Annotated in this window: 14 protein-coding genes and 1 tRNA gene; 9 read left to right on the top strand and 6 right to left on the bottom strand. The window is 70.2% G+C overall.

Annotated elements, in window-relative coordinates; genetic code table 11:
* Positions 1–50 precede the first annotated feature (50 nt).
* The 6 genes from CON76_RS03920 to CON76_RS03895 all read right to left on the bottom strand — a co-directional run bounded on the left by CON76_RS03920 (position 51) and on the right by CON76_RS03895 (position 5,995).
* Positions 51–782: a pseudouridine synthase gene (locus tag CON76_RS03920; RefSeq protein ID WP_101102053.1), complete on the bottom strand. Its 732-nt coding sequence runs from the start codon at positions 780–782 to the stop codon at positions 51–53.
* Positions 783–838: 56 nt separating this feature from the next.
* Positions 839–2,122, bottom strand: coding sequence for a heme biosynthesis protein HemY (locus CON76_RS03915; RefSeq protein WP_101102052.1), 1,284 nt, complete (start codon positions 2,120–2,122; stop codon positions 839–841).
* Positions 2,123–2,141: 19 nt separating this feature from the next.
* Positions 2,142–3,332: a uroporphyrinogen-III C-methyltransferase gene (locus CON76_RS03910; RefSeq protein WP_101102051.1), complete on the bottom strand. Its 1,191-nt coding sequence runs from the start codon at positions 3,330–3,332 to the stop codon at positions 2,142–2,144.
* A 6-nt stretch (positions 3,333–3,338) separates the two neighbouring features.
* A complete protein-coding gene (locus tag CON76_RS03905; protein ID WP_101102050.1) occupies positions 3,339–4,178 on the bottom strand; it encodes a uroporphyrinogen-III synthase in 840 nt (279 codons plus the stop codon).
* Entirely contained in the window at positions 4,175–5,140 is a 966-nt protein-coding gene (gene hemC, locus CON76_RS03900) for a hydroxymethylbilane synthase (protein ID WP_240592761.1), read from the bottom strand. Before hemC ends, CON76_RS03905 begins: the two co-directional genes overlap by 4 nt.
* A gap of 375 nt (positions 5,141–5,515) precedes the next feature.
* A complete protein-coding gene (locus CON76_RS03895; RefSeq protein WP_240592759.1) occupies positions 5,516–5,995 on the bottom strand; it encodes a LytTR family DNA-binding domain-containing protein in 480 nt (159 codons plus the stop codon).
* 228 nt (positions 5,996–6,223) lie between these two features.
* On the opposite strand from CON76_RS03895, the gene ectA reads away from it, so the two are divergent.
* The 9 genes from ectA (at position 6,224) to CON76_RS03850 (ending at position 18,516) form a co-directional block, all read left to right on the top strand.
* Complete coding sequence (gene ectA, locus CON76_RS03890) at positions 6,224–6,733, top strand: diaminobutyrate acetyltransferase (RefSeq protein WP_101102048.1); 510 nt, start codon at positions 6,224–6,226, stop codon at positions 6,731–6,733.
* 42 nt (positions 6,734–6,775) lie between these two features.
* Positions 6,776–8,071 (top strand): diaminobutyrate--2-oxoglutarate transaminase, encoded by a 1,296-nt coding sequence (gene ectB / locus CON76_RS03885; RefSeq protein WP_101102047.1) that lies wholly within the window; start codon positions 6,776–6,778, stop codon positions 8,069–8,071.
* An 85-nt stretch (positions 8,072–8,156) separates the two neighbouring features.
* Positions 8,157–8,546: an ectoine synthase gene (locus CON76_RS03880; protein ID WP_101102046.1), complete on the top strand. Its 390-nt coding sequence runs from the start codon at positions 8,157–8,159 to the stop codon at positions 8,544–8,546.
* 77 nt (positions 8,547–8,623) lie between these two features.
* A complete protein-coding gene (locus CON76_RS03875) occupies positions 8,624–9,112 on the top strand; it encodes an SH3 domain-containing protein (protein ID WP_240592758.1) in 489 nt (162 codons plus the stop codon).
* Positions 9,113–9,114: 2 nt separating this feature from the next.
* Positions 9,115–10,260 carry a mechanosensitive ion channel family protein gene (locus tag CON76_RS03870; RefSeq protein WP_101102045.1) on the top strand — a complete coding sequence of 382 codons (1,146 nt, stop codon included), beginning with the start codon at positions 9,115–9,117 and terminating at the stop codon, positions 10,258–10,260.
* 86 nt (positions 10,261–10,346) lie between these two features.
* Entirely contained in the window at positions 10,347–11,798 is a 1,452-nt protein-coding gene (gene argH, locus CON76_RS03865; RefSeq protein WP_101102044.1) for an argininosuccinate lyase, read from the top strand.
* A 4-nt stretch (positions 11,799–11,802) separates the two neighbouring features.
* A complete protein-coding gene (locus CON76_RS03860) occupies positions 11,803–13,854 on the top strand; it encodes an autotransporter assembly complex protein TamA (RefSeq protein WP_145995319.1) in 2,052 nt (683 codons plus the stop codon).
* Positions 13,855–13,879: 25 nt separating this feature from the next.
* The gene (locus CON76_RS03855) at positions 13,880–18,451 is read left to right on the top strand and encodes a translocation/assembly module TamB domain-containing protein (protein WP_101102042.1); all 4,572 of its coding nucleotides are present in this window, start codon (positions 13,880–13,882) and stop codon (positions 18,449–18,451) included.
* Positions 18,442–18,516, top strand: a tRNA-Arg gene (locus CON76_RS03850). The genes CON76_RS03855 and CON76_RS03850 overlap by 10 nt, the downstream gene beginning before the upstream one ends.
* Positions 18,517–18,537 lie beyond the last annotated feature (21 nt).

Here is an 18,537-nt window from a genome sequence, read left to right as displayed (position 1 = left end):
CGCCGGGTGGGCGCTGGGCAAGGTGGGTGGCGGGCGGGCGTTGTGGCGTGTTATTGGCGTGCGACCAGGCCCGCCACTTCGTCGGGCGTGAGCCAGCGCCAGCCGCCCGGAGGCAGGTCGGCGGGCAGGTCGATGCGGCCTATGCGGCTGCGGTGCAGGGCCTCGACGCGGTTGCTCACCGCCGCCACCATGCGCTTGACTTGGTGGTATTTGCCTTCGGTCAGCGTGAGTTCCAGCGTGTGCTCGTCCAGCGCGCGGCAGGCGGCGGCCTGGACGGGCTTGGGGTCGTCGTCCAGCACCACGCCGGCCAGCAGCTTGTCCACCATCGCCGGGGTGATGGGGTGCTTGCAGGTGGCCAGGTACACCTTGGGCACGTGGTGCTTGGGCGAGGACAGGCGGTGGATGAACTTGCCGTCGTCGGACAGCAGCAGCAGGCCGGTGGTGTCCTGGTCCAGCCGTCCCACGGCTTGCACCCCGCAGGCGGCGCCGGAAGGGCGCGCGCGCAGCGGCGCAGGCAGCAGGGTGTAGATGCTGGGCCACGCGCTGGGTTTTTGCGAGCACTCGTGCCCGGTGGGCTTGTGCAGCATCAGGTAGGCGTGCTCCTGGTACTGCCACGGCTGGCCCTGCACGGTGTAGGCCAGGCCTTGGGGGTCGAAGTCTTCGGTGGGGTCGGTACACGGCACAGGGGGCGTGCCCACGGTGACCAGGCCTTGCTGCACCAGCCCGCAGCAGACGCGGCGGGTGCCAAAACCTTGGGAGTAGAGAATGTCTTGCAGTTGCATGGGCGCAAGCATACCGCGCCCATGCAGTGGGGCCGCAGCGGATGGTGGTGGCGGCGTCAGTCCTGGGCAGCCTGCTGCCAGGCGGCCAGGGCGGCGGCGGTGTCGCCGCGCTCGTGCGCCAGTTCGGCCACGGCGCGCCAGGCGCGGCGGCGCAGGGTGGCGTCAATCAGGGCGGCGCCGGCCTGGCTCAGGTGCTGGCTGGCGGCGTCGGGTTGCTGACGCTGGCGGCACAGCAGGCCCGCTAGGTAGTGCAGGCCGGGGTTGCCGGGGTGCTCGCGCTGCAGGGCGTCGATCTGGCCCAGCCAGTTCTCGTCGAGTTGCGGCCACGCGGCTTGCAGGTGCGCCACCAGGCGCTGCTGGGCGCTGGCGTTAAGGTCGGCGTAGTCGCGCCACAGGGTTTGCAGCAGGTCTTGGTGCAGGCGCCATTCCTGCACGCTGGGTTCGTGGGCGGGGTCTTGCTCGCGCAGTTGGCGCCAGCGGTCGGCCACGGCCAGCGCCCAGTCGGGGCGGTGGCGCTCGGGCGTGGGCAGGTCGGCCCACAGTTGCAGCACCTGGGCCGGTTGATGCGGGTGTTGCACGGCTTCGAGCATCACGTCGTGCAGGGCGGTGCCAGCGCTGTCGTCGGGCGGGCTGGCGTGGTGCTTGGCCAGCGCACGGGCGGCGTCGATGGCGGTGGCGGCGTCGTGCTGCAGGCGCGCCAGTTGCAGCTTGAGGCGCACGCTCAGGATGCGCCGCGCCGCGCCGGGCGTGAGCGCCGCCAGCCGGTCTTGGGCGGCTTGGGCGTCGCGGTCGTCCAGCGCCCAGCGCACGGCGCGCAGCTGCACGGCCTCCCACATGGGTTCTTCGGGCGTGGGGCCCAGGTGCTGACCGATGTCGTGCAGCCACTGGTCGCGCTGGGCGGCATCGCCCAGACTGTGCGCGCTTTCGGCGGCCAGCCACTGCGCCAGCACCAGCGCCTGTTCGCGCTGCACAAAGGCGGGCTGGGCCTGCATGGCGTGCAGTTGCCCGATGGCGTGCTGGGCGGCGGTGTTGGCGCGCTTGAAGCGGCCCGCCATGTGCAGCGCCAGCGCATCGAACACCGCGCCCATGGCCGCACGTTCGCGCTGCAGGCCGCGCCAGCGCCGCGCCCGCTCGGGCAGCTGACGCAGCAAGGCGCCCGCGCGCAAGGCGGCGTAGAACAGCCCGAACAGCAGCAGCAGGCCAAACAGGGCCAGGTTGAACGAGACGTCGATGCGGTGCGGCGACCAGAACAGGGTCACGCTGGCGTGGTTCTGCCCCATCAGCAGGGCCAGCGCCACCGCCACCGCCGCCAGCGCCAGCCAGCCAAAAATGCCTTTCATGTTGTGCTGCTCCTGGGCGTTAGTGGCTGGCGATCACGGCGGCCAGGGCGCCCAGGGTCTCGTCGGGCCGGGGCTGGGCGGTCTGCTTGAGGTCTTGCTGCAGGCGCGCCAGCGCGGCCCGCGCCTGCACGGTGGCCTTGGCCTGGGGGTCGAAGTAGCGTTGCAGCAGCGCGTCGGTGGCCTGCAGGTCGGTGCGCACGGTCTCGGTCTGGCGCGACAGCAGCGCCAAGCGGGTGTTGAGCAGCTTGAGCTTGAGGTTCTCGCGCAGGAAGAAGCCCTGCTCGGGCGCCAGCAGTGCGGCCTCGGGGTGGTCCAGGCGGCTGACGCGCACCAGCTGGCCGGTGCGCTGCTGCACCGCGTCCAGCCACGGCTGCACCCAGGCCAGCGCCACCTGGCTGTACTGCACCCACCACTGCGACAGCACGGAGGCGGCGTCGGTGCCCGAGGTGCCCGACGCGTACACCGAGGCCGACTTGGTGCCGCTGGCGGACGCAGCCGGAGCGGGCACGGGCGCCACCGCCGGCGCGGCCAAGCCGTTGACCAGCGGCAGCTCGTCAATCTGGCGCACCAGCGCGTCGATGCGCTCGGCCAGCACGGGCAGATCCATCAGCGCGGCGGTCTGCAGGCGCTCGATGTCGCGCACGATGGCCTTTTGCACCGGGTTGAGGCGCGGCTGCACGCTGCGCGCAATGCGCTGGTCGGCGGCCTGCAGCGCCGAGATCAGCGGCTGCGCGCTGCCAGTGAGCTGGCTTTGCTGCTGCGCCAGTTGCAGCGTGGATTCAAGGTCTTGCAGCAGGCTGTCGTCGCGCGAACGCGACAGGCTTTGCATCAGCTCCTCCAGTTGGCTGCGCTGCAGCGTGACTTCGGAGATCTTGACCTCGGCCACGCCCAGGCGGGCCTGCAGGTCTTGCGTCAGGGCCTGGGACTGCGCCGCCACCGAGCGCGCCGCGCTGGCCTGGGCCAGGGTGTCGGTGCTGCGCCGCGCCAGCTCCTGCTGGGCCTGGTCGAGCTTGCTCCACAGGCTCACGCTCACGGCCAGCGCGCCAGCGGCAGCACCCAACGCCAGCCACGCCACCACCACCGCGCCGGTGTTGCGCGCGGGCGGTGCCACGGGGGCAGCCACCGGCGCGGCGGGGGTAGGTGGCGGCGTCGGCGAAGCGGGTGCCACCGGGGGCAGCACGGCAGAGGGGTCAGTAGCAGAGGAAGCCATAAGCGATCAGGACAACAATTCTTCAAGGCTGCGCCGCACGTCGGGCCACGCCGGGCGGCTGGTGTGGACCGCACCCACGCCCAACGCCTGCGCGGCCTGGGCAATGCGGGGGTGGGTGGCCAAGGCGCGCATCCGGGCCCACGGGGCGCTGGCGGGCAGCAGCGCGGCCAGGTGCGCCAAGGCCTCGGAGCTGCTCAGCAGCCACACGCTGCCGTCTTGCAGCGCCTGCAGGGCCTGGGCGCAGCGGGCTGCGTCCCACACCGGGGCGCGGCGCTGGTAGGCCACACCATACACCACCGCGCCGCCCTGCGCCTGACAGCGTTGCGCCAGCCAGTCGCGGCCATGGCCTTGCTGGCCAGCGGTGGCCGGGGTGGGCGGTGCATCGGCTGCGGTCTGCGACAAGCCGCGCACCAGCAGCAGGCGGTGGCCGGGTCGCACCTGGAATGCCACCTGCGTCCACAGAGCTTCGGAATCGAATTGCGGCGCGTCGGGCGCGGGCGCGTCGATGGCTTGCAGCGGCACGCCGGCGGCCTGCAGCGCACGCGCCGTGCCCGGCCCCGGCGCCCAGGCGCGCACGTCAGCGGGCCAGGCACACCCAGTGGCGCTGTCATCCCCAAAAAAACCGCGCACCGCCTGCGGGCTGACGAACATGGCGGCGTCGTACCCACCTTGGCACAGCTCGGCGCGGCGTTGCGCCAGCGCGGCCTCATCGGGCGCTGGGCCGATGTCGATCAGCGGCCACGCCTGCGCGGGCCAGCCGGCGGCGTGCAGCCAAGCCAGCCACTGCGCGGCCTCGTGCGCCGGACGCGTGACGATGATGCGCGGCCTGGGCACGGCTGGTGTCATGCCAACGGGGCTGGCGTTGCGGGCTGGGCACCCTGTGCGCACAGCAGCGCAGCGGCGCGCTGGCCCAGCGCCTCGGCCTCGGCCAGGGAGGCCACGGGGCCGGTCACGCTCACCTGCACCAGCGGCAGCTGGCCGTCCACATCGCCCCAGGCGGCGCGCAGTTGCAGTTGCGCGCCGTCGCCGGCCCAGGTGGCAAACGCGGCCAGCGGCATGGAACAGCTGCCGCCCATGCTGCGCGAGACGGTGCGCTCCGCCGCCACCGCCAGCCAGGTGGGCATGTGCGCCAGCGGGGCCAGCAGGTCTTGCACGTCGCGGCGCTGCTGGCGGATTTCAATGCCCAGCGCACCCTGCCCGGCGGCGGGCAGCATCTCGTCGGGCGAGAACACGTGGCGGATGCGCTGCGCCAGCCCCAGGCGCTTGAGGCCCGCCGCCGCCAGCACAATGGCGTGGTACTGGCCTTCGTCGAGCTTGCGCAAGCGGGTGTCGAGGTTGCCGCGCAGCGGCTCGATGCGCACATCGTCGCGGCCCAAGGCCTGCAAGGCGGCGCGCAGCAGCACCACGCGGCGCAGGCTGGAGGTGCCCACCACCGCCTGGGGCGGCAGATCGGCCAGCCCGGCGCAGTGCGGCGAGACCCAGGCGTCGTGCGGGTCCTCGCGCTCCAGCACGCAGACCAGCGCAAAGCCGTCGGGCAGCTCCATGGGCACGTCCTTGAGCGAATGCACGGCCAGGTCGGCGCGGCCTTGCTCCAGCGCCAGCTCCAGCTCCTTGACGAACAGGCCCTTGCCGCCGACCTTGCTCAGGGCGCGGTCCAGGATCTGGTCGCCCTGCGTGGTCATGCCCAGCAGCTCGACGCGCGCGCCGCGCTGCGCCAGGAGGGCCTGCACATGTTCAGCCTGCCACAGCGCCAGGCGGCTCTCGCGGGTGGCAATCTTGACATCCTCCCCGCCATTAATGGCAGGGATTCCCTCTACAGGACGGCCATGCCCGACCGCATCGGCTTGCGCCGACTCATTCAGCAAAGCGCCTACCTCTCGGACTCCCATGCGGGACGGCGAATTACCGGAAATTTCTGTGCTCGGTTCCAACTGCCTAATGGCAAAAGAAGAATTTGGAACTGTTGTCGCAACAGAAGGCAGTTTACCACCAAGCAGGCCGTCCCGGCCTGTTCGCTCAGACCTCGGGCTGAACCCCGAGGCTTGCCGCTCAATCTGGGTCAAATGGGGGGAGGATACGGAATCGGACACAGCACAACAGCCCTGCAAAACAACACCAAAGGCCAGCGGGAAGCAACGCCCCGACCACGGCCAGCCAAGCAAGGATGCTAGCACGCGCAGACGTCAGGCCCGGTCGGCCCACGCCGCCCGCACCGTGGCCAGCAGACGGCGCGACACCGGCAACCTTTCGGGCACGCCCTGCAGCTGCACGCACCAGCCCCCGCCCACACCCTCATCCGCCGGGCAACGCTGCAGGGCTTGCAGACAGCGGCGCGCCACCAGCGCGTTGCGGTGGATGCGCAGCCACAGCTCGGGGTGGCGCCGCTCCAGCTCGCACAGGCTGCCGTCGTACAGGTAGGTGCGCTGCGCGGTGCGCACGGTCACGTACTTGAGCTCGGCCTTGAGGTACACCACATCGGCCACGGGCACGCATTCCAGGCGGCGGCGGTGGTGGATGGGCAGGCAGTCGGCCCCGGCCCGCCCCAGCGCAGCGCCACCCGCCGGGCTGGCACCGCCGCCACCGGGCCAAGGCGTGCCCCCCGGCAGCCAGGCGGCCTCCAGCGCGTTGCCCACGTCATCCACCGCCCAGACATTCAACACCATGCGTGCGCCTTTTTTGCAAGTTGAGCCACGGCCAACGGCCTGGCGTTTTCGGGTTGTTGCGTGGCCTATCGCTGCAGAAAACGGCATTTCCTGGCCACTTGACAACAGTTTAACCACAGTAGACCACACAGGCCAGCGGTACTTGCAGCGTGGCAACTTGCACGATCGGGCCAGCTGGTGTAGGCTAAAAAAAGAATTTGTACAAATACTTTCACCAAACCGCACCGCATGCCCCATCACCACACCGCACCCAGCCCCCAGACCTTGCAGTTGCGCACCCCGCGCCCCGGCGACGGCACGGCGCTGTGGCAGCTGGTGCAGGCCACGGGAACGCTGGAGGCGAATTCGGCCTATTGCTACGTGCTGTTTGCCACCGACTTTGCCGACACCTGCCTGGTGGCCGAGCAGGACGGGCAGCTGGTGGGCGCCGTGGTGGGCTACCACCCGCCGCGCGAACCCGGCACAGCCTTTGTATGGCAAGTGGGCGTGCGCCCCAGCCACCAGGGCCAGGGGCTGGGCCTGCAGCTGCTGCAACACTGGCGCGCACTGCCCGCCAACGCGGGTTGCCGCTGGATCACCGCCACGGTGGCCGACGACAACGCCGCCTCGCAGGCGCTGTTTCGCCGCCTGGCACACGGGCTTGGCACAGCCTGCCACGTCAGCCCGCACTTTGGCGCCGAACTGTTCCCCTCCGGGCATGCCGCCGAGCCGCTGTACCGCATCGGCCCGCTGGCGTAGATGCCCCTCCCCTTTCCACCACAACCACCAGGAACAACCCCCATGACAAATACATTTGAACAATACGAATCCGAGGTACGTGGCTACTGCCGCAGCTTTCCCACCGTCTTCAGCAGCGCCAAGGGCGCGTGGATGACCGACACCAGCGGCCAGCGCTACCTGGACTTCTTCTGCGGCGCTGGCGTGCTCAACTACGGCCACAACCCCGACAAGATCAAGCAGGCCTTGCTGGCCTACCTGATGCGCGACGGCATCACCCACTCGCTGGACATGTACACCGAGGCCAAGCAGCGCTTCATTGAGCGCTTCAACGAGGTGATCCTGCAGCCGCGCGGCCTGCACTACAAATTCCAGTTCCCCGGCCCCACCGGCACCAACGCGGTGGAAGCCGCGCTCAAGCTGGCGCGCAAGGTCACCGGGCGCGAGCAGGTGGTGGGCTTCACCAACGCCTTCCACGGCATGACGCTGGGCGCGCTGGCCGTGACCGGCAACGGCTTCAAGCGCGCCGGCGCGGGCGTGCCGCTGGGCCACAGCGCCTCGGTGCCGTTCGACGGCTACCTGGGTGCCGACACCGACACGCTGGACTACTTCGAGGCCCTGCTCAAGGACGGTGGCAGTGGCATGGACAAGCCCGCTGCCGTGATCCTGGAAACCGTGCAGGCCGAAGGTGGCGTCAACGTGGCCAGCGTGGAGTGGCTGCAGCGCCTGCGCCGCATCACCGCCGAGCACGGCATCCTGCTGATTGCCGACGACATCCAGGTCGGCTGCGGGCGCACCGGCGGCTTCTTCAGCTTTGAGGAGGCGGGCATCGTGCCCGACATCGTCACGCTGTCCAAGTCGCTCTCGGGCTACGGCCTGCCGCTGGCGCTGGTGCTGATGAAGCCCGAGTTCGACCAGTGGGCGCCGGGCGAGCACAACGGCACCTTCCGGGGCCACAACCCGGCCTTCGTGACCGCCACCGCCGCGCTGGCCCACTGGGAAAGCGACACCCTGGCGCGCGACGTAGCGCGCAAGGGCGCCCTGGTCGAGCGCCAGCTCCAGCGCATGGTGCAACGCCTCACGCCGGGCGCCCAGGTGCGCGGCCGTGGCCTGATCTGGGGCGTGGAGTTCAGCGACGCCACGCTGGCCGGGCGCATCTCGCAAGCCTGCTTCGAGCGCGGCCTGATCATCGAGACCGCCGGCATCGATGACCAGGTGCTCAAGCTGCTGCCCAGCCTGACCATCAGCGACGAGGAACTCCAGCACGGGCTGGACGTGATCGAGACCAGCCTCCAGGCCGTGCTCGGCCAGGCCGATGCCCAGCCCCAGGCCTGCGCCGAACTGGCCAAGGCGGCCTGACGCCCTGCCCGCCAGAACAGACCACGGCACCACACACAACACACAACACACAACACACAACACACAGACAGAAAGGATCCCCGACATGATCGTGAAACACCTGGACGACGTCATTGGCACCGCCGCCGACGTGGACACCGCAGGCTGGAACAGCCGTCGCCTCATCTACCAGGACGCGGGCGTGGGCTACTCCGTCAACGACACCCTCATCAAGCCCGGCACCGAACACGAGTTCGAGTACAAAAACCACTTCGAGACCGTGTACTGCATTGAGGGCGCAGGCGAGATCGTGGACCTGGCCACGGGCGTGACCCACCCCATCCGCCCTGGCACGCTGTACTGCCTCAACCAGCACGACCGCCACATCCTGCGCGCCAACCAGGGCACCCACATGCGCATGGTCTGCGTGTTCAACCCGCCGCTGACCGGCCGCGAGGTACACGACGCCAGTGGTGCCTACGCGCTGGCCGACTGACGCGACAGGCACAATCGACGTCTGACACCCGCTTGCGGTACGAACCCATCAAGGAGTCCCGATTGCTACAAGGCAGATTGAACCGGCACAGGGGGCATCAGGCGCCCCGCCGCTTTGCGCTGGGCAGCGCGCTGTGCGCAGGCCTGGCCATGACCGTGGCGGCCTGGCCAACGGGCGCGCAGGCGTCCGACATGGTCAGCGTGCGCCACAAGGTGCTCAACATGCGGGCCGGGCCGGGCACGCAACACGCCACGCTGTGGCAGCTGGGCCAGGGCTTTCCGCTCCAGGTGGTCGGGCGCAAGGGCCAGTGGCTGCAGGTGCGCGACTTCGAGAACGACACCGGCTGGGTGGCCCGTTCGCTGACGAACAGCCGCGCACCGCACCACATCGTCAAGTCCGGCGTGGCCAACGTGCGCAGCGGCCCGGGCCTGCAGCACCGCGTGCTGGGCCAGGCCCAGTATGGCGAGGTGCTGCGCACGCTGGCGCGTCAGCCGTCGTGGGTGCGCGTGGAAAAAGAAAACGGCTTGCGGGGCTGGGTATCGCGCCCCCTGCTGTGGGGGTGGTAAGCATGAACCTGTCCGACATCTGGCACACCTACTTCCAGATCTCGCCCGACCCGCGCATCTGGCTGGTGCAGCTGTTCATGGTGGTGGTGGCCACGGTGGGCTGCAACTTCGTCCTGATGCGGCTGGTGCGCGTGGCCGAGCGCGCGGTGCAAGGCACCAACTCGCTCTGGGACGACGCGCTGCTATCGGCGGCGGTGCTGCCCGTGCGGCTGCTGATGTGGGTCATCGGGCTGTCGGTGGCGGCCGAGATCCTGGAGGCCATCGAGCCCAGCGCCATATTTGCCTACATGCCCCAGGTGCGGCGCATTGCCTTCATTGTGGTGGGCACGCTGTTCCTGACGCGCTTCATCACCCACATCGAGCACAACCTGTGCAGCCGCAGCTGCACCGGCAAGTCGATGGACGAGACCACCGCGCGCGCCGTGGCCAAGCTGCTGCGGCTGTCGGTGGTCATCACGGCCACGTTGGTGGCGCTGCAGACGCTGGGCTACTCGATCTCGGGCGTGCTGGCCTTTGGCGGCATCGGCGGCGTGGCCATCGGCTTTGCGTCCAAGGACTTGCTGTCCAACTTCTTTGGCGGGCTGATGATCTACCTGGACAAGCCGTTCTCGGTGGGCGACTGGGTGCGCTCGCCCGACCGCAACATCGAGGGTACGGTGGAGGACATCGGCTGGCGCCTGACGCGGCTGCGCACCTTCGACAAGCGTCCGCTCTACATTCCCAACTCCATGTTTGCCAGCATCGTGGTGGAAAACCCCTCGCGCATGACGCACCGGCGCATCTCGGAGAACCTGGGCATACGCTATGAGGACGGCCAGCACATGGCCAGCATCTGCAACGCGGTGCGCCAGATGCTGCGCGAGCACCCGGAGCTGGACGCGACGCAGACGCAGATCGTGCACTTCAACGCCTACGGCGCCTCGCACCTGGAGTTCATGGTGTACTGCTTCACCAGGACCACCGAGTGGGTCAAGTACCACGCCGTCAAGGAAGACGTGCTGCTGCGCATCATGCAGATCGTGCAGGCGCACGGTGCCGAGTTCGCCTTACCGACCCAGACGCTGCACATTGCCAGCACGGCGCCCCCCGCCGAGGGCTGGCCGCAGGAGCTGCCCGACCCGCTGGCGCCCACGGCGGCACGGCGCTGACACGCGCACGGCAGACCGGATGGCTAAAATCCGGTCTTCTGTTGTTCATCTTCGGCGGGGCGCAGCGCCCCAGCCTTTCACACGCCATGTCCCAAAACCAACTCGACACCAAATCCCAGGCCTGGTCCGCGCTTTTTTCGGAGCCCATGAGCGAGTTGGTCAAACGCTACACCGCCAGCGTGTTTTTTGACAAACGCCTGTGGCAAGCCGACATTGCGGGCAGTCTGGCCCACGCCGACATGCTGGCCGCGCAAGGCATCATCAGCACCGACGATTTGGCCGCCATCCAGCGCGGCATGGCGCAGATCACGCAAGAGATCGAATCCGGTGCCTTCGACTGGAAACTGGATCTGGAAGACGTACACCTCAACATCGAGGCGCGCCTGACCCAGCTGGTGGGCGATGCGGGCAAACGCCTGCACACGGGCCGCAGCCGCAACGACCAGGTGGCCACCGACGTACGCCTGTGGCTGCGTGGCGAGATCGACACCATCGGCGGCTTGCTGACCGAGCTGCAACAGGCGCTGGTGGACATTGCCGCCGCCAACGTGGATGTGATTCTGCCCGGCTTTACCCACCTGCAAGTGGCGCAACCCGTGAGCTTTGGCCACCACCTGCTGGCCTATGTGGAAATGTTTGCCCGCGACGCCGAACGCATGGCCGACGTGCGCCGCCGCACCAACCGCCTGCCACTGGGCAGCGCCGCGCTGGCGGGCACCACCTACCCGCTGGACCGCGCCCGTGTGGCGCGCACGCTGGGCATGGTCGATGACAACGGCGAAGCGCAGCTGTGCCAGAACAGCCTGGACGCGGTGAGCGACCGCGACTTTGCCATTGAATTTACCGCCGCCGCCAGCCTGTGCATGGTCCACATCAGCCGCCTGAGCGAAGAATTGATTGTGTGGATGAGCCAGAACTTTGGCTTCATCCGCATTGCCGACCGCTTCACCACCGGCAGCTCCATCATGCCGCAGAAGAAAAACCCCGACGTGCCCGAACTGGCGCGCGGCAAAACGGGCCGTGTGGTGGGCCACTTGATGGGCCTCATCACGCTGATGAAAGGCCAGCCGCTGGCCTACAACAAAGACAACCAGGAAGACAAAGAGCCGCTGTTCGACACCGTGGACACGCTCAAGGACACGCTGCGCATCTTTGCCGAAATGATTGGCGGCCAGCTCAACCCCGCCACCGGCCAAAAAGAAGGCGGCCTGAGCGTCAACCCCCAAGCGATGGAAGACGCGGCCAAGAAGGGCTACGCCACCGCCACCGACTTGGCCGACTACTTGGTGAAAAAGGGCGTGCCCTTCCGCGACGCGCACGAGACCGTGGCCCACGCCGTCAAAAGCGCACAAGCGCACCTGGTGGATCTGTCGGAACTACCGCTGGAAGTGCTGCAAGGTTTCCACGCTTCCATCGAGCAGGATGTGTACGACTGCCTGAGCCTGCGCGGCAGCTTGAACGCCCGCAACACGCTGGGCGGCACCGCCCCGGCGCAGGTGCGCGCCCAGATCGAGCGCCACCGCGCACGCCTGAACTGACGCAATGGCCAAGCGCGGGCCGTTGCCGATGGGTGGCCCCCAGCGGGCCGCCGTTGCGCTGGTGCTGCTGTGCGCCACCGGCTGGCCCGCCGCGTGGGGCGCTGACGCCTTGGGCACGACCAACGCAGCCACAGCAACCGAAGCGGCACCGGCCACTGCACCGGCGCCCTTACCTGTGGCCAGCCCCAGCGACGATGCGGCTGCTTTGGCAGTACCCGCCAACCCCGCCATCGGCGACGACCACAGCACCCCGCTGGCCGACACGGACAGCAGCATGGGCAGCGGCGGGCCGCCGTTCCTGCTGCACATCAGCGCCCCGGCGCCGCTGGACGCCTTCCTGCGCCAGCACCTGGAGCTGCGCCGCTTCCAGGAGCTGCCCGACCTGACGCGCGGCGAGCTCGAGCAGCTGCTGGCCACCGCGCCCGACAACATCCGCCAGCTGCTGGGCACGCAGGGCCACTTTGCACCCGTCATCCAGCTGGAGCTGGACGAAAACACAAACGCCCCCGCCCCCACCAGCGGCGACGCCACATCCCCACAGCAGCCCCCCACGGTGCGGATCACCGTGCAGCCCGGCCCGCTGACGCGGGTGACGGCGGTGGACTTGCAGCTCTACGGCGACGCGCTGATCCGCCCCGAGGCCGCGCCACAGCGCCAGGCCCTGACCGCCGACTGGGCCCTGCCCCGGGGCCGCACGTTCACGCAAGCGGGCTGGGACGGCGCCAAGGGCCAGGCGCTGCGCCGCTTCAGCGCGCAACGCTACCCCAAGGCGCAACTGGCGCACAGCCTGGCCGACATCGACCCCGCCACCCACAGCGCGCGGCTGGAAGTGGCCATCGACTCCGGCCCGCACCACCGCTTTGGCGACGAGATCGACGTGCGCGGGCACCGCCGCTACGACCCCGACATGGTGCGCCGCCTGGTGCGCCTGGGCGGCGTGCGCCCCGGCGTGCCCTACGACGAGGCCCTGCTGCAAGCCGCGCAACAACGCCTGAGCGCCAGCGGCTACTTCGAGTCCGCCTTTGTGCAGCTCGACCCCGACAGCGACCCCGAGCACGCCGTGGTGCGGGCGCGGGTGCGCGAGGCGCGGCTGCAAAAAGTGGTGGCCGGCATAGGCGCCAGCACCGACAACGGCGCGCGCCTGAGCCTGGAGCACACCCACCACCAGATCGCCGGGCTGGGCTGGCGCGCGGTGTCCAAGCTGCAACTGGAGCGCGACACCAGCACCCTGGGCAGCGAGCTGACCTCGCCCGTCAACGAACGCGGGCGGCGCTGGATCACCGGCGCCCAGCTGCAGCAGCGCACCGACACCGGCGGCCTCGTCACCCACAGCCAGCAAATCCGCGCGGGCCAGGCCATGGACAGCACCTGGCTTGACCAGAGCCTGTTCCTGCAACTCGACCGCGCCCGCACCACCGACCCGGCGCTGGCACAGCAGCCCGAGGCCGACGTGGCCATCAGCGCCAACTACGCTTGGACGCAGCGCCGCTTCAACGACCTGACCTTCCCGACCCAGGGCCACGGCCTGGCCGCCGAGGTGGGCGTGGGCCTGACGCTGGCGCAGGTGCAAAAACCCTATCTGCGCGGCAAGGTGCGCTGGCAGGGCTACTGGCCGCTGGCGCAGGCGTCGAGCCGCCCCAGCCGGCTGGCGCTGCGGCTCGAAGGCGGTGCCATCTGGCGCGAGGGCAGCGCGCCCGTGCCCAGCACGCAGCGCTTCCTGGCCGGGGGCGACCAGAGCGTGCGTGGCTACACCCAGCGCAGCATAGGCGTGCCGCGCAGCAGCGGCCTGGGCGTGGATCCGGGCTACCTGCTGGGCGTGGTCAGCGTGGAATGGCAACGCCCGCTGTGGCGCAACGGCCAGCGCAGCCCGTGGGAGGCGGTGCTGTTTGTGGACAGCGGCGCCGTGGCCAACCGCGTCAACGACTTCGAGCGCCACACCGGCGTGGGCACGGGCGTACGCTACCAGAGCCCGGTCGGGCCGCTGCAGGCCGATCTGGCCTACGGGCTGGCCACGCGCGAATACCGCCTGCACATGAGCGTGGGCTTCGCGTTCTGACGCCACGACCGACTGTTGCTTGCCCATGTCCCACCCCGACGACCAGCACCCCCTTCCTGCGCCCGCCACCGCCGCCCCTCGCCACGCCGCGTGGTGGCGGCTGCAACTGCCCGCCAGCTGGCTGGTGGAGCTGCTGCTGTGGACCGCTGGCGCCAGCGTGGCCCTGCTGCTGGCCACGCTGGTGGGGCTGTGGTGGTGGAGCGGCCAGCCCCAGTCCTTGCCGCAGGCGCTGCAGTGGGCCAGCAATCTGTTGCGCGACCCGGCCAGCGGCACCTCGCCGCTGCAGGTGGCGGGCGCGCAAGGCAGCGTGCGCGGCAGCGGGCGCATCGAACACCTGCGCTGGCAACACCAGGGGCTGGACGTGGAGCTGCAGCAGCTGCAATGGCGCTGGCCCGAGGCCCTCTGGCGCGAGCTGCTGCTGGAGCGGCGCCTGCAACTGGAGCAGCTGCAACTGCAACGCCTGCGCCTCCACGACCAGAGCCCGCCCAACCCCGAACCACGCCAGCCCCCGGCCAGCGTGAGCGTGCCGTGGCTGCGCCACATCAGCGTGCCGCTGCAGGTGGAGCAGATCCACGTGCAGGGCGACACCGACATCACCCTGGGCCCGCTGCGCGCCCACTACCGCTACGGCCCAGCCAGCAAGCAGCCCCACCCCCCCGGCCAGCCCAGCAGCGGTGATGCAACCGACGCCCCACGCCACAGCCTGGACATCCCCACCCTGCACTGGGCGCAGGGCCAGTACCGCCTGCAGGCCCACGTGGAGACCCAGGCCCCCATGCGGCTGCACGCCACCCTGCACGGCCAGGTGCAAACGCAAGTGCCGGGCGGGGATCAGGCGCTGACGCTGCAGGCGCAGCTCCAGCTCAGCGGCGCGCTGGGCGAGCGCGACCTGCCCTGGCCGCTGCGTGCCTCGGTGCAGCCGGCATCCTCCAGCCCCGGCAGCGCGCGCGAGCGCTTGCGCCCCGAACTGACGCTGCAAGCGCAACTGCTGCCGTGGCAGCCGCTGCCGCTGTACAGCGGCGCGCTGCAACTGCAAGACATCGACCTGGCCAGCTTCTGGCCCCAGGCGCCCCGCACCCGCCTGCACGGGCAGTGGCAAGTGGAAGCGCCCACACCACCCGCCCACAGCGCAACATCCGCCCAGCCACCAGTGTCAGCACCCCAGCACGCCAACGCGCCCTCAACCCAATGGCGCCTGCGTGGCGAACTGCACAACCAGCGCCCCGGCCCGTGGGACAAGCAAGCCCTGCCGCTGCAACGCCTGCGCGCCGACGTGGAACTCAGCGGCAGCACCTGGCGCCTGCACACGCTCGACGCCGATCTGGCGGGCGGCACCCTGCAAGCCCAAGGCCAGGCCGAACTGTCCGCCACTGCAGCCACCGCCACCGGCAGCACCGCCAGCCCAGCCGATGCCACCAGCGCCAGCAACACCAGCACGCCCGGCTGGCTGCAACGCCTGCGCCAATGGAGCGGCCAGCTCCAGGTGCGCAACCTCCAGCCCCAGGCGCTGTTGAGCACCCTCGCCGTGCAGGCGCTGCACCTCGACGCCGACGCCCGCACCGGTGACACCGCCACCCCATCCCGCCCGCCCAACACCGCCCCAGCCCACAGCACCCGCTTCAGCCTCAACCTGCGCCCCGCCAGCGGCAGCGCCGCACGCAGCGGCCCCCTGCTGCCCACGCCGCAACTGCAGGCCAGCGGGCACTGGCACAACGGCCTGCTCACCCTGCAACAGGCCCAGGCCCAGCTGTGGGACATCCAGGCCCAGGCGCGCGGCACCCTCCACCCCCAGCCCGCCGACTTTGCGGGCAACGTCACCCTGCGCGCGCCGGGCAGCAGCGCCACGTTCGAAGGCCGGCTCAACGCCGCCACCGGCAGCACCAACACCGCCCGCGTGCAGGTGGACGACGCCGCCGCGCTGCACCGCTGGGGCCTGGCCACCCTGACCCAGCTCGACCGCCTGCTGCCACAACTGGCACTGGGCCAGAAAATACCCGCCACGCTGCAACAAGCCCAGCTGCAAGGCCAGGCCGAGCTGCAAGCCCAGTGGCGCGACACCCTGCCCCTGCCCTGGCTGGGCGCACAGCAGCGCAGCACAGCCCCAGGCGCCGCCACACCAGCCCAGCCCCCCGACTGGCAAATCGCCCTGCACCTGCCCCAGCTGCAAATCCGCCTGCCCGACGCCACCGCCCCGCTGCAACTGCGCGACTGGCGCACCACCCTGCACGGGCAGCGGCAACAGTTCAACCTGCAACACCACGGCGCACTGCAGGCCACGCCCTGGCAGGCCGACCTGCAACTGCAGGCCAGCGGCCAGCTGCGCCCCGGCGGCCAGGGCACCGCCCTGCAAGCCCAGCTGCAACAACTCGAACTCAACGCCCGCCACGACCAGCAACCCCTGCGCTGGCAAGCGCGCAGCCAGAGCGCCAGCCTGCAATGGCACCCCACCGACGGCCTGACCGTGCCCCCCGGCCAGCTGCAACTCCAGCCCAGCGCCCGCCCCGGCGCCACCGTGCCCGCCATGGCGCGCGAACCGCTGACCCTGGCCTGGGACACCACCCGCTGGCGCGACGGCGTGCTCACCTCGCAAGGCCGCATCCAGCACCTGGCCCTGAGCTGGCTCAACGCCCAGCTCAGCAACCCGCGCGCGCCACAGGGGCCGCTGACGCAGGCGGGCCTCAGCGGCGAGCTGCTGTTTGATGGCCACTGGAACCTGCGCCTGCCCACCCAGGCCAGCGCCCCAGGCGCCAAGAACCCCGTCACGGCCCAGGCCGAGCTGCAACTGCAACGCCGCAGCGGCGACCTGACCCTGACCAGCGGCGACGGCCAACGCCGCCAGCAACTGCGCGCCGGCCTGAGCGAAGCCCTGCTGCGGCTGGAGCTGCAACACACCCAGCTGCAGGCGCAACTGCGCTGGCTGAGCCAGAACGCGGGCCAGGTGCAGGTGCGCGTGGGCAGCACCCTGAGCGCACCATCGGCCAGCCAGCCCGGCTGGGCCTGGCCCGAACAAGCGCCGCTGCAAGGCGAGGTGCAGGCCAGCCTGCCCCAGCTGGGGCTGTGGTCGCGCTTCACGCCACCGGGCTGGCGCATGCAGGGCAGCCTGCAGGCCAACGCCCAACTCAGCGGATCGCGCAGCCGCCCGCAATGGCAAGGCCAGATCGAAGCCAACGACGTGGCCCTGCGCTCCCTGCTCGACGGGCTGGAATTCAGCGGCGGCCAGCTGCGCGCCAGCCTGCACGGCGAACGCCTCAGCATCGACAGCCTGCGCCTGCGCGGCGCGGGCGGCGAAGCCGGCGGCGAAGCCGGCGGCCTGCTGCTGGGCAGCGGCGCCATCGACTGGAGCCCACCGACGTCCACCAGCACGGCCTCCGTCAGCAGTGCTGCAACCCCGGCCAACGCAACACCCGCCGTCGGCAACACGGCCAACACGCTGCCCAGCAGCGCCAGCACCGAAACGGCCATGCAAACGGTGCCCGCCGCTCCCCACCTCACGGCAACCCCGGCAACTGCTACAGCCGCCACCACCGGCAGCCCGCCAGCAAGCGCTACCCCCCACCTGCCGCGCATCGACCTGCAACTGCAGGCCCAGAAGCTGCGCCTGCTGGCCCGTGCCGACCGGCGCCTGACGCTGTCGGGCGATGTCAAGCTGCAGCTGCGCGACACCCTGCTGGACCTGAGCGGCAACCTCAGCACCGACCAGGCCCTGTTCCTGCTGCCCGACGCCAGCACCCCCACCCTGGGCGACGACGTGGTGGTGCGCGGCTGGGCGCGCCCACAGGCCAGCGGCGGCAACAGCCCCATCCAGACCCGGCTCAAGGTCACCCTAGTGCTGGGGGACAACTTCGAGTTGCGCGGCAAAGGCATCCAGACCCACTTGACGGGCCGCCTGCAGTTCAGCGCCGAGCCCGGCCAGAGCGTGCCCGAACTGACCGGCCTGGTGCGCACCGTGCGCGGCAGCTACCGCGCCTACGGCCAGACGCTGAGCATCGACAACGGCCGCATCCAGTTCGGCGGGCCCTACGACAACCCCGGTCTCAACATCCTGGCCGTGCGGCCCCACCCCTCGCAGGTGGTGGGGGTGGAAATCACCGGCACCGCACAGGCGCCGCGCGTGCGCCTGTACGCCGAACCCGACCTGCCCGACAGCGAAAAGCTTGCCTGGCTGGTGCTTGGCCGGCCCGCCACCGGCGCCGGGGCCGAAAGCGCCGTGCTGCAACAAGCCGCGCTGGCCCTGCTCAGCGGCCAGACGCCCGAAGGCGCCAGCGGCCTGGGCAGCCGCGTCGGGCTCGATGAAATCTCGTTCCAGGGCGAACAGATCAACGCCGACGGCAGCACCGCCAGCGCCGCGGCCATCACGCTGGGCAAGCGCCTGTCCAACGACCTGTACCTGAGCTACTCGCGCAGCGTGGTGGGCGCCATGGGCACCGTGTCGGTGCTGTACGACATCTCGCAATACCTGACGCTGCGCGCCCAGGCCGGCGACGACAACGCCATCGACCTGATCTACACCCACAAATACGATGGGCGCGAAATCCCCCCCCGCGTGCGCCGCAATAACGCGCCGCTACAATCCGGTACAGCCAGTGCCTCTCCGTAGTTCAATGGATAGAACGGCCGCCTCCTAAGCGGCAAATACAGGTTCGATTCCTGTCGGAGAGACCACCAAGTTATTTCATCAAGTGT

The organism is Macromonas bipunctata (assembly GCF_002837135.1).
Classification (GTDB): domain Bacteria; phylum Pseudomonadota; class Gammaproteobacteria; order Burkholderiales; family Burkholderiaceae_C; genus Macromonas_A; species Macromonas_A bipunctata.
Note: the sequence above shows the minus strand (reverse complement) of the source record. Positions and strands in the feature narration are given on the sequence as shown.

Excerpts from the sequence above, each read along its gene's own strand:
- CON76_RS03870 (WP_101102045.1), top strand. The coding sequence starts at position 9,115 with ATGAACCTGTCCGACATCTGGCACACCTACTTCCAGATCTCGCCCGAC.
- CON76_RS03905 (WP_101102050.1), bottom strand. The coding sequence starts at position 4,178 with ATGACACCAGCCGTGCCCAGGCCGCGCATCATCGTCACGCGTCCGGCG.
- CON76_RS03880 (WP_101102046.1), top strand. The coding sequence starts at position 8,157 with ATGATCGTGAAACACCTGGACGACGTCATTGGCACCGCCGCCGACGTG.
- CON76_RS03895 (WP_240592759.1), bottom strand. The coding sequence starts at position 5,995 with ATGGTGTTGAATGTCTGGGCGGTGGATGACGTGGGCAACGCGCTGGAG.
- ectA (WP_101102048.1), top strand. The coding sequence starts at position 6,224 with ATGCCCCATCACCACACCGCACCCAGCCCCCAGACCTTGCAGTTGCGC.
- CON76_RS03915 (WP_101102052.1), bottom strand. The coding sequence starts at position 2,122 with ATGAAAGGCATTTTTGGCTGGCTGGCGCTGGCGGCGGTGGCGGTGGCG.
- CON76_RS03855 (WP_101102042.1), top strand. The coding sequence starts at position 13,880 with ATGTCCCACCCCGACGACCAGCACCCCCTTCCTGCGCCCGCCACCGCC.
- ectB (WP_101102047.1), top strand. The coding sequence starts at position 6,776 with ATGACAAATACATTTGAACAATACGAATCCGAGGTACGTGGCTACTGC.
- CON76_RS03920 (WP_101102053.1), bottom strand. The coding sequence starts at position 782 with ATGCAACTGCAAGACATTCTCTACTCCCAAGGTTTTGGCACCCGCCGC.
- argH (WP_101102044.1), top strand. The coding sequence starts at position 10,347 with ATGTCCCAAAACCAACTCGACACCAAATCCCAGGCCTGGTCCGCGCTT.
- CON76_RS03910 (WP_101102051.1), bottom strand. The coding sequence starts at position 3,332 with ATGGCTTCCTCTGCTACTGACCCCTCTGCCGTGCTGCCCCCGGTGGCA.
- CON76_RS03860 (WP_145995319.1), top strand. The coding sequence starts at position 11,803 with ATGGCCAAGCGCGGGCCGTTGCCGATGGGTGGCCCCCAGCGGGCCGCC.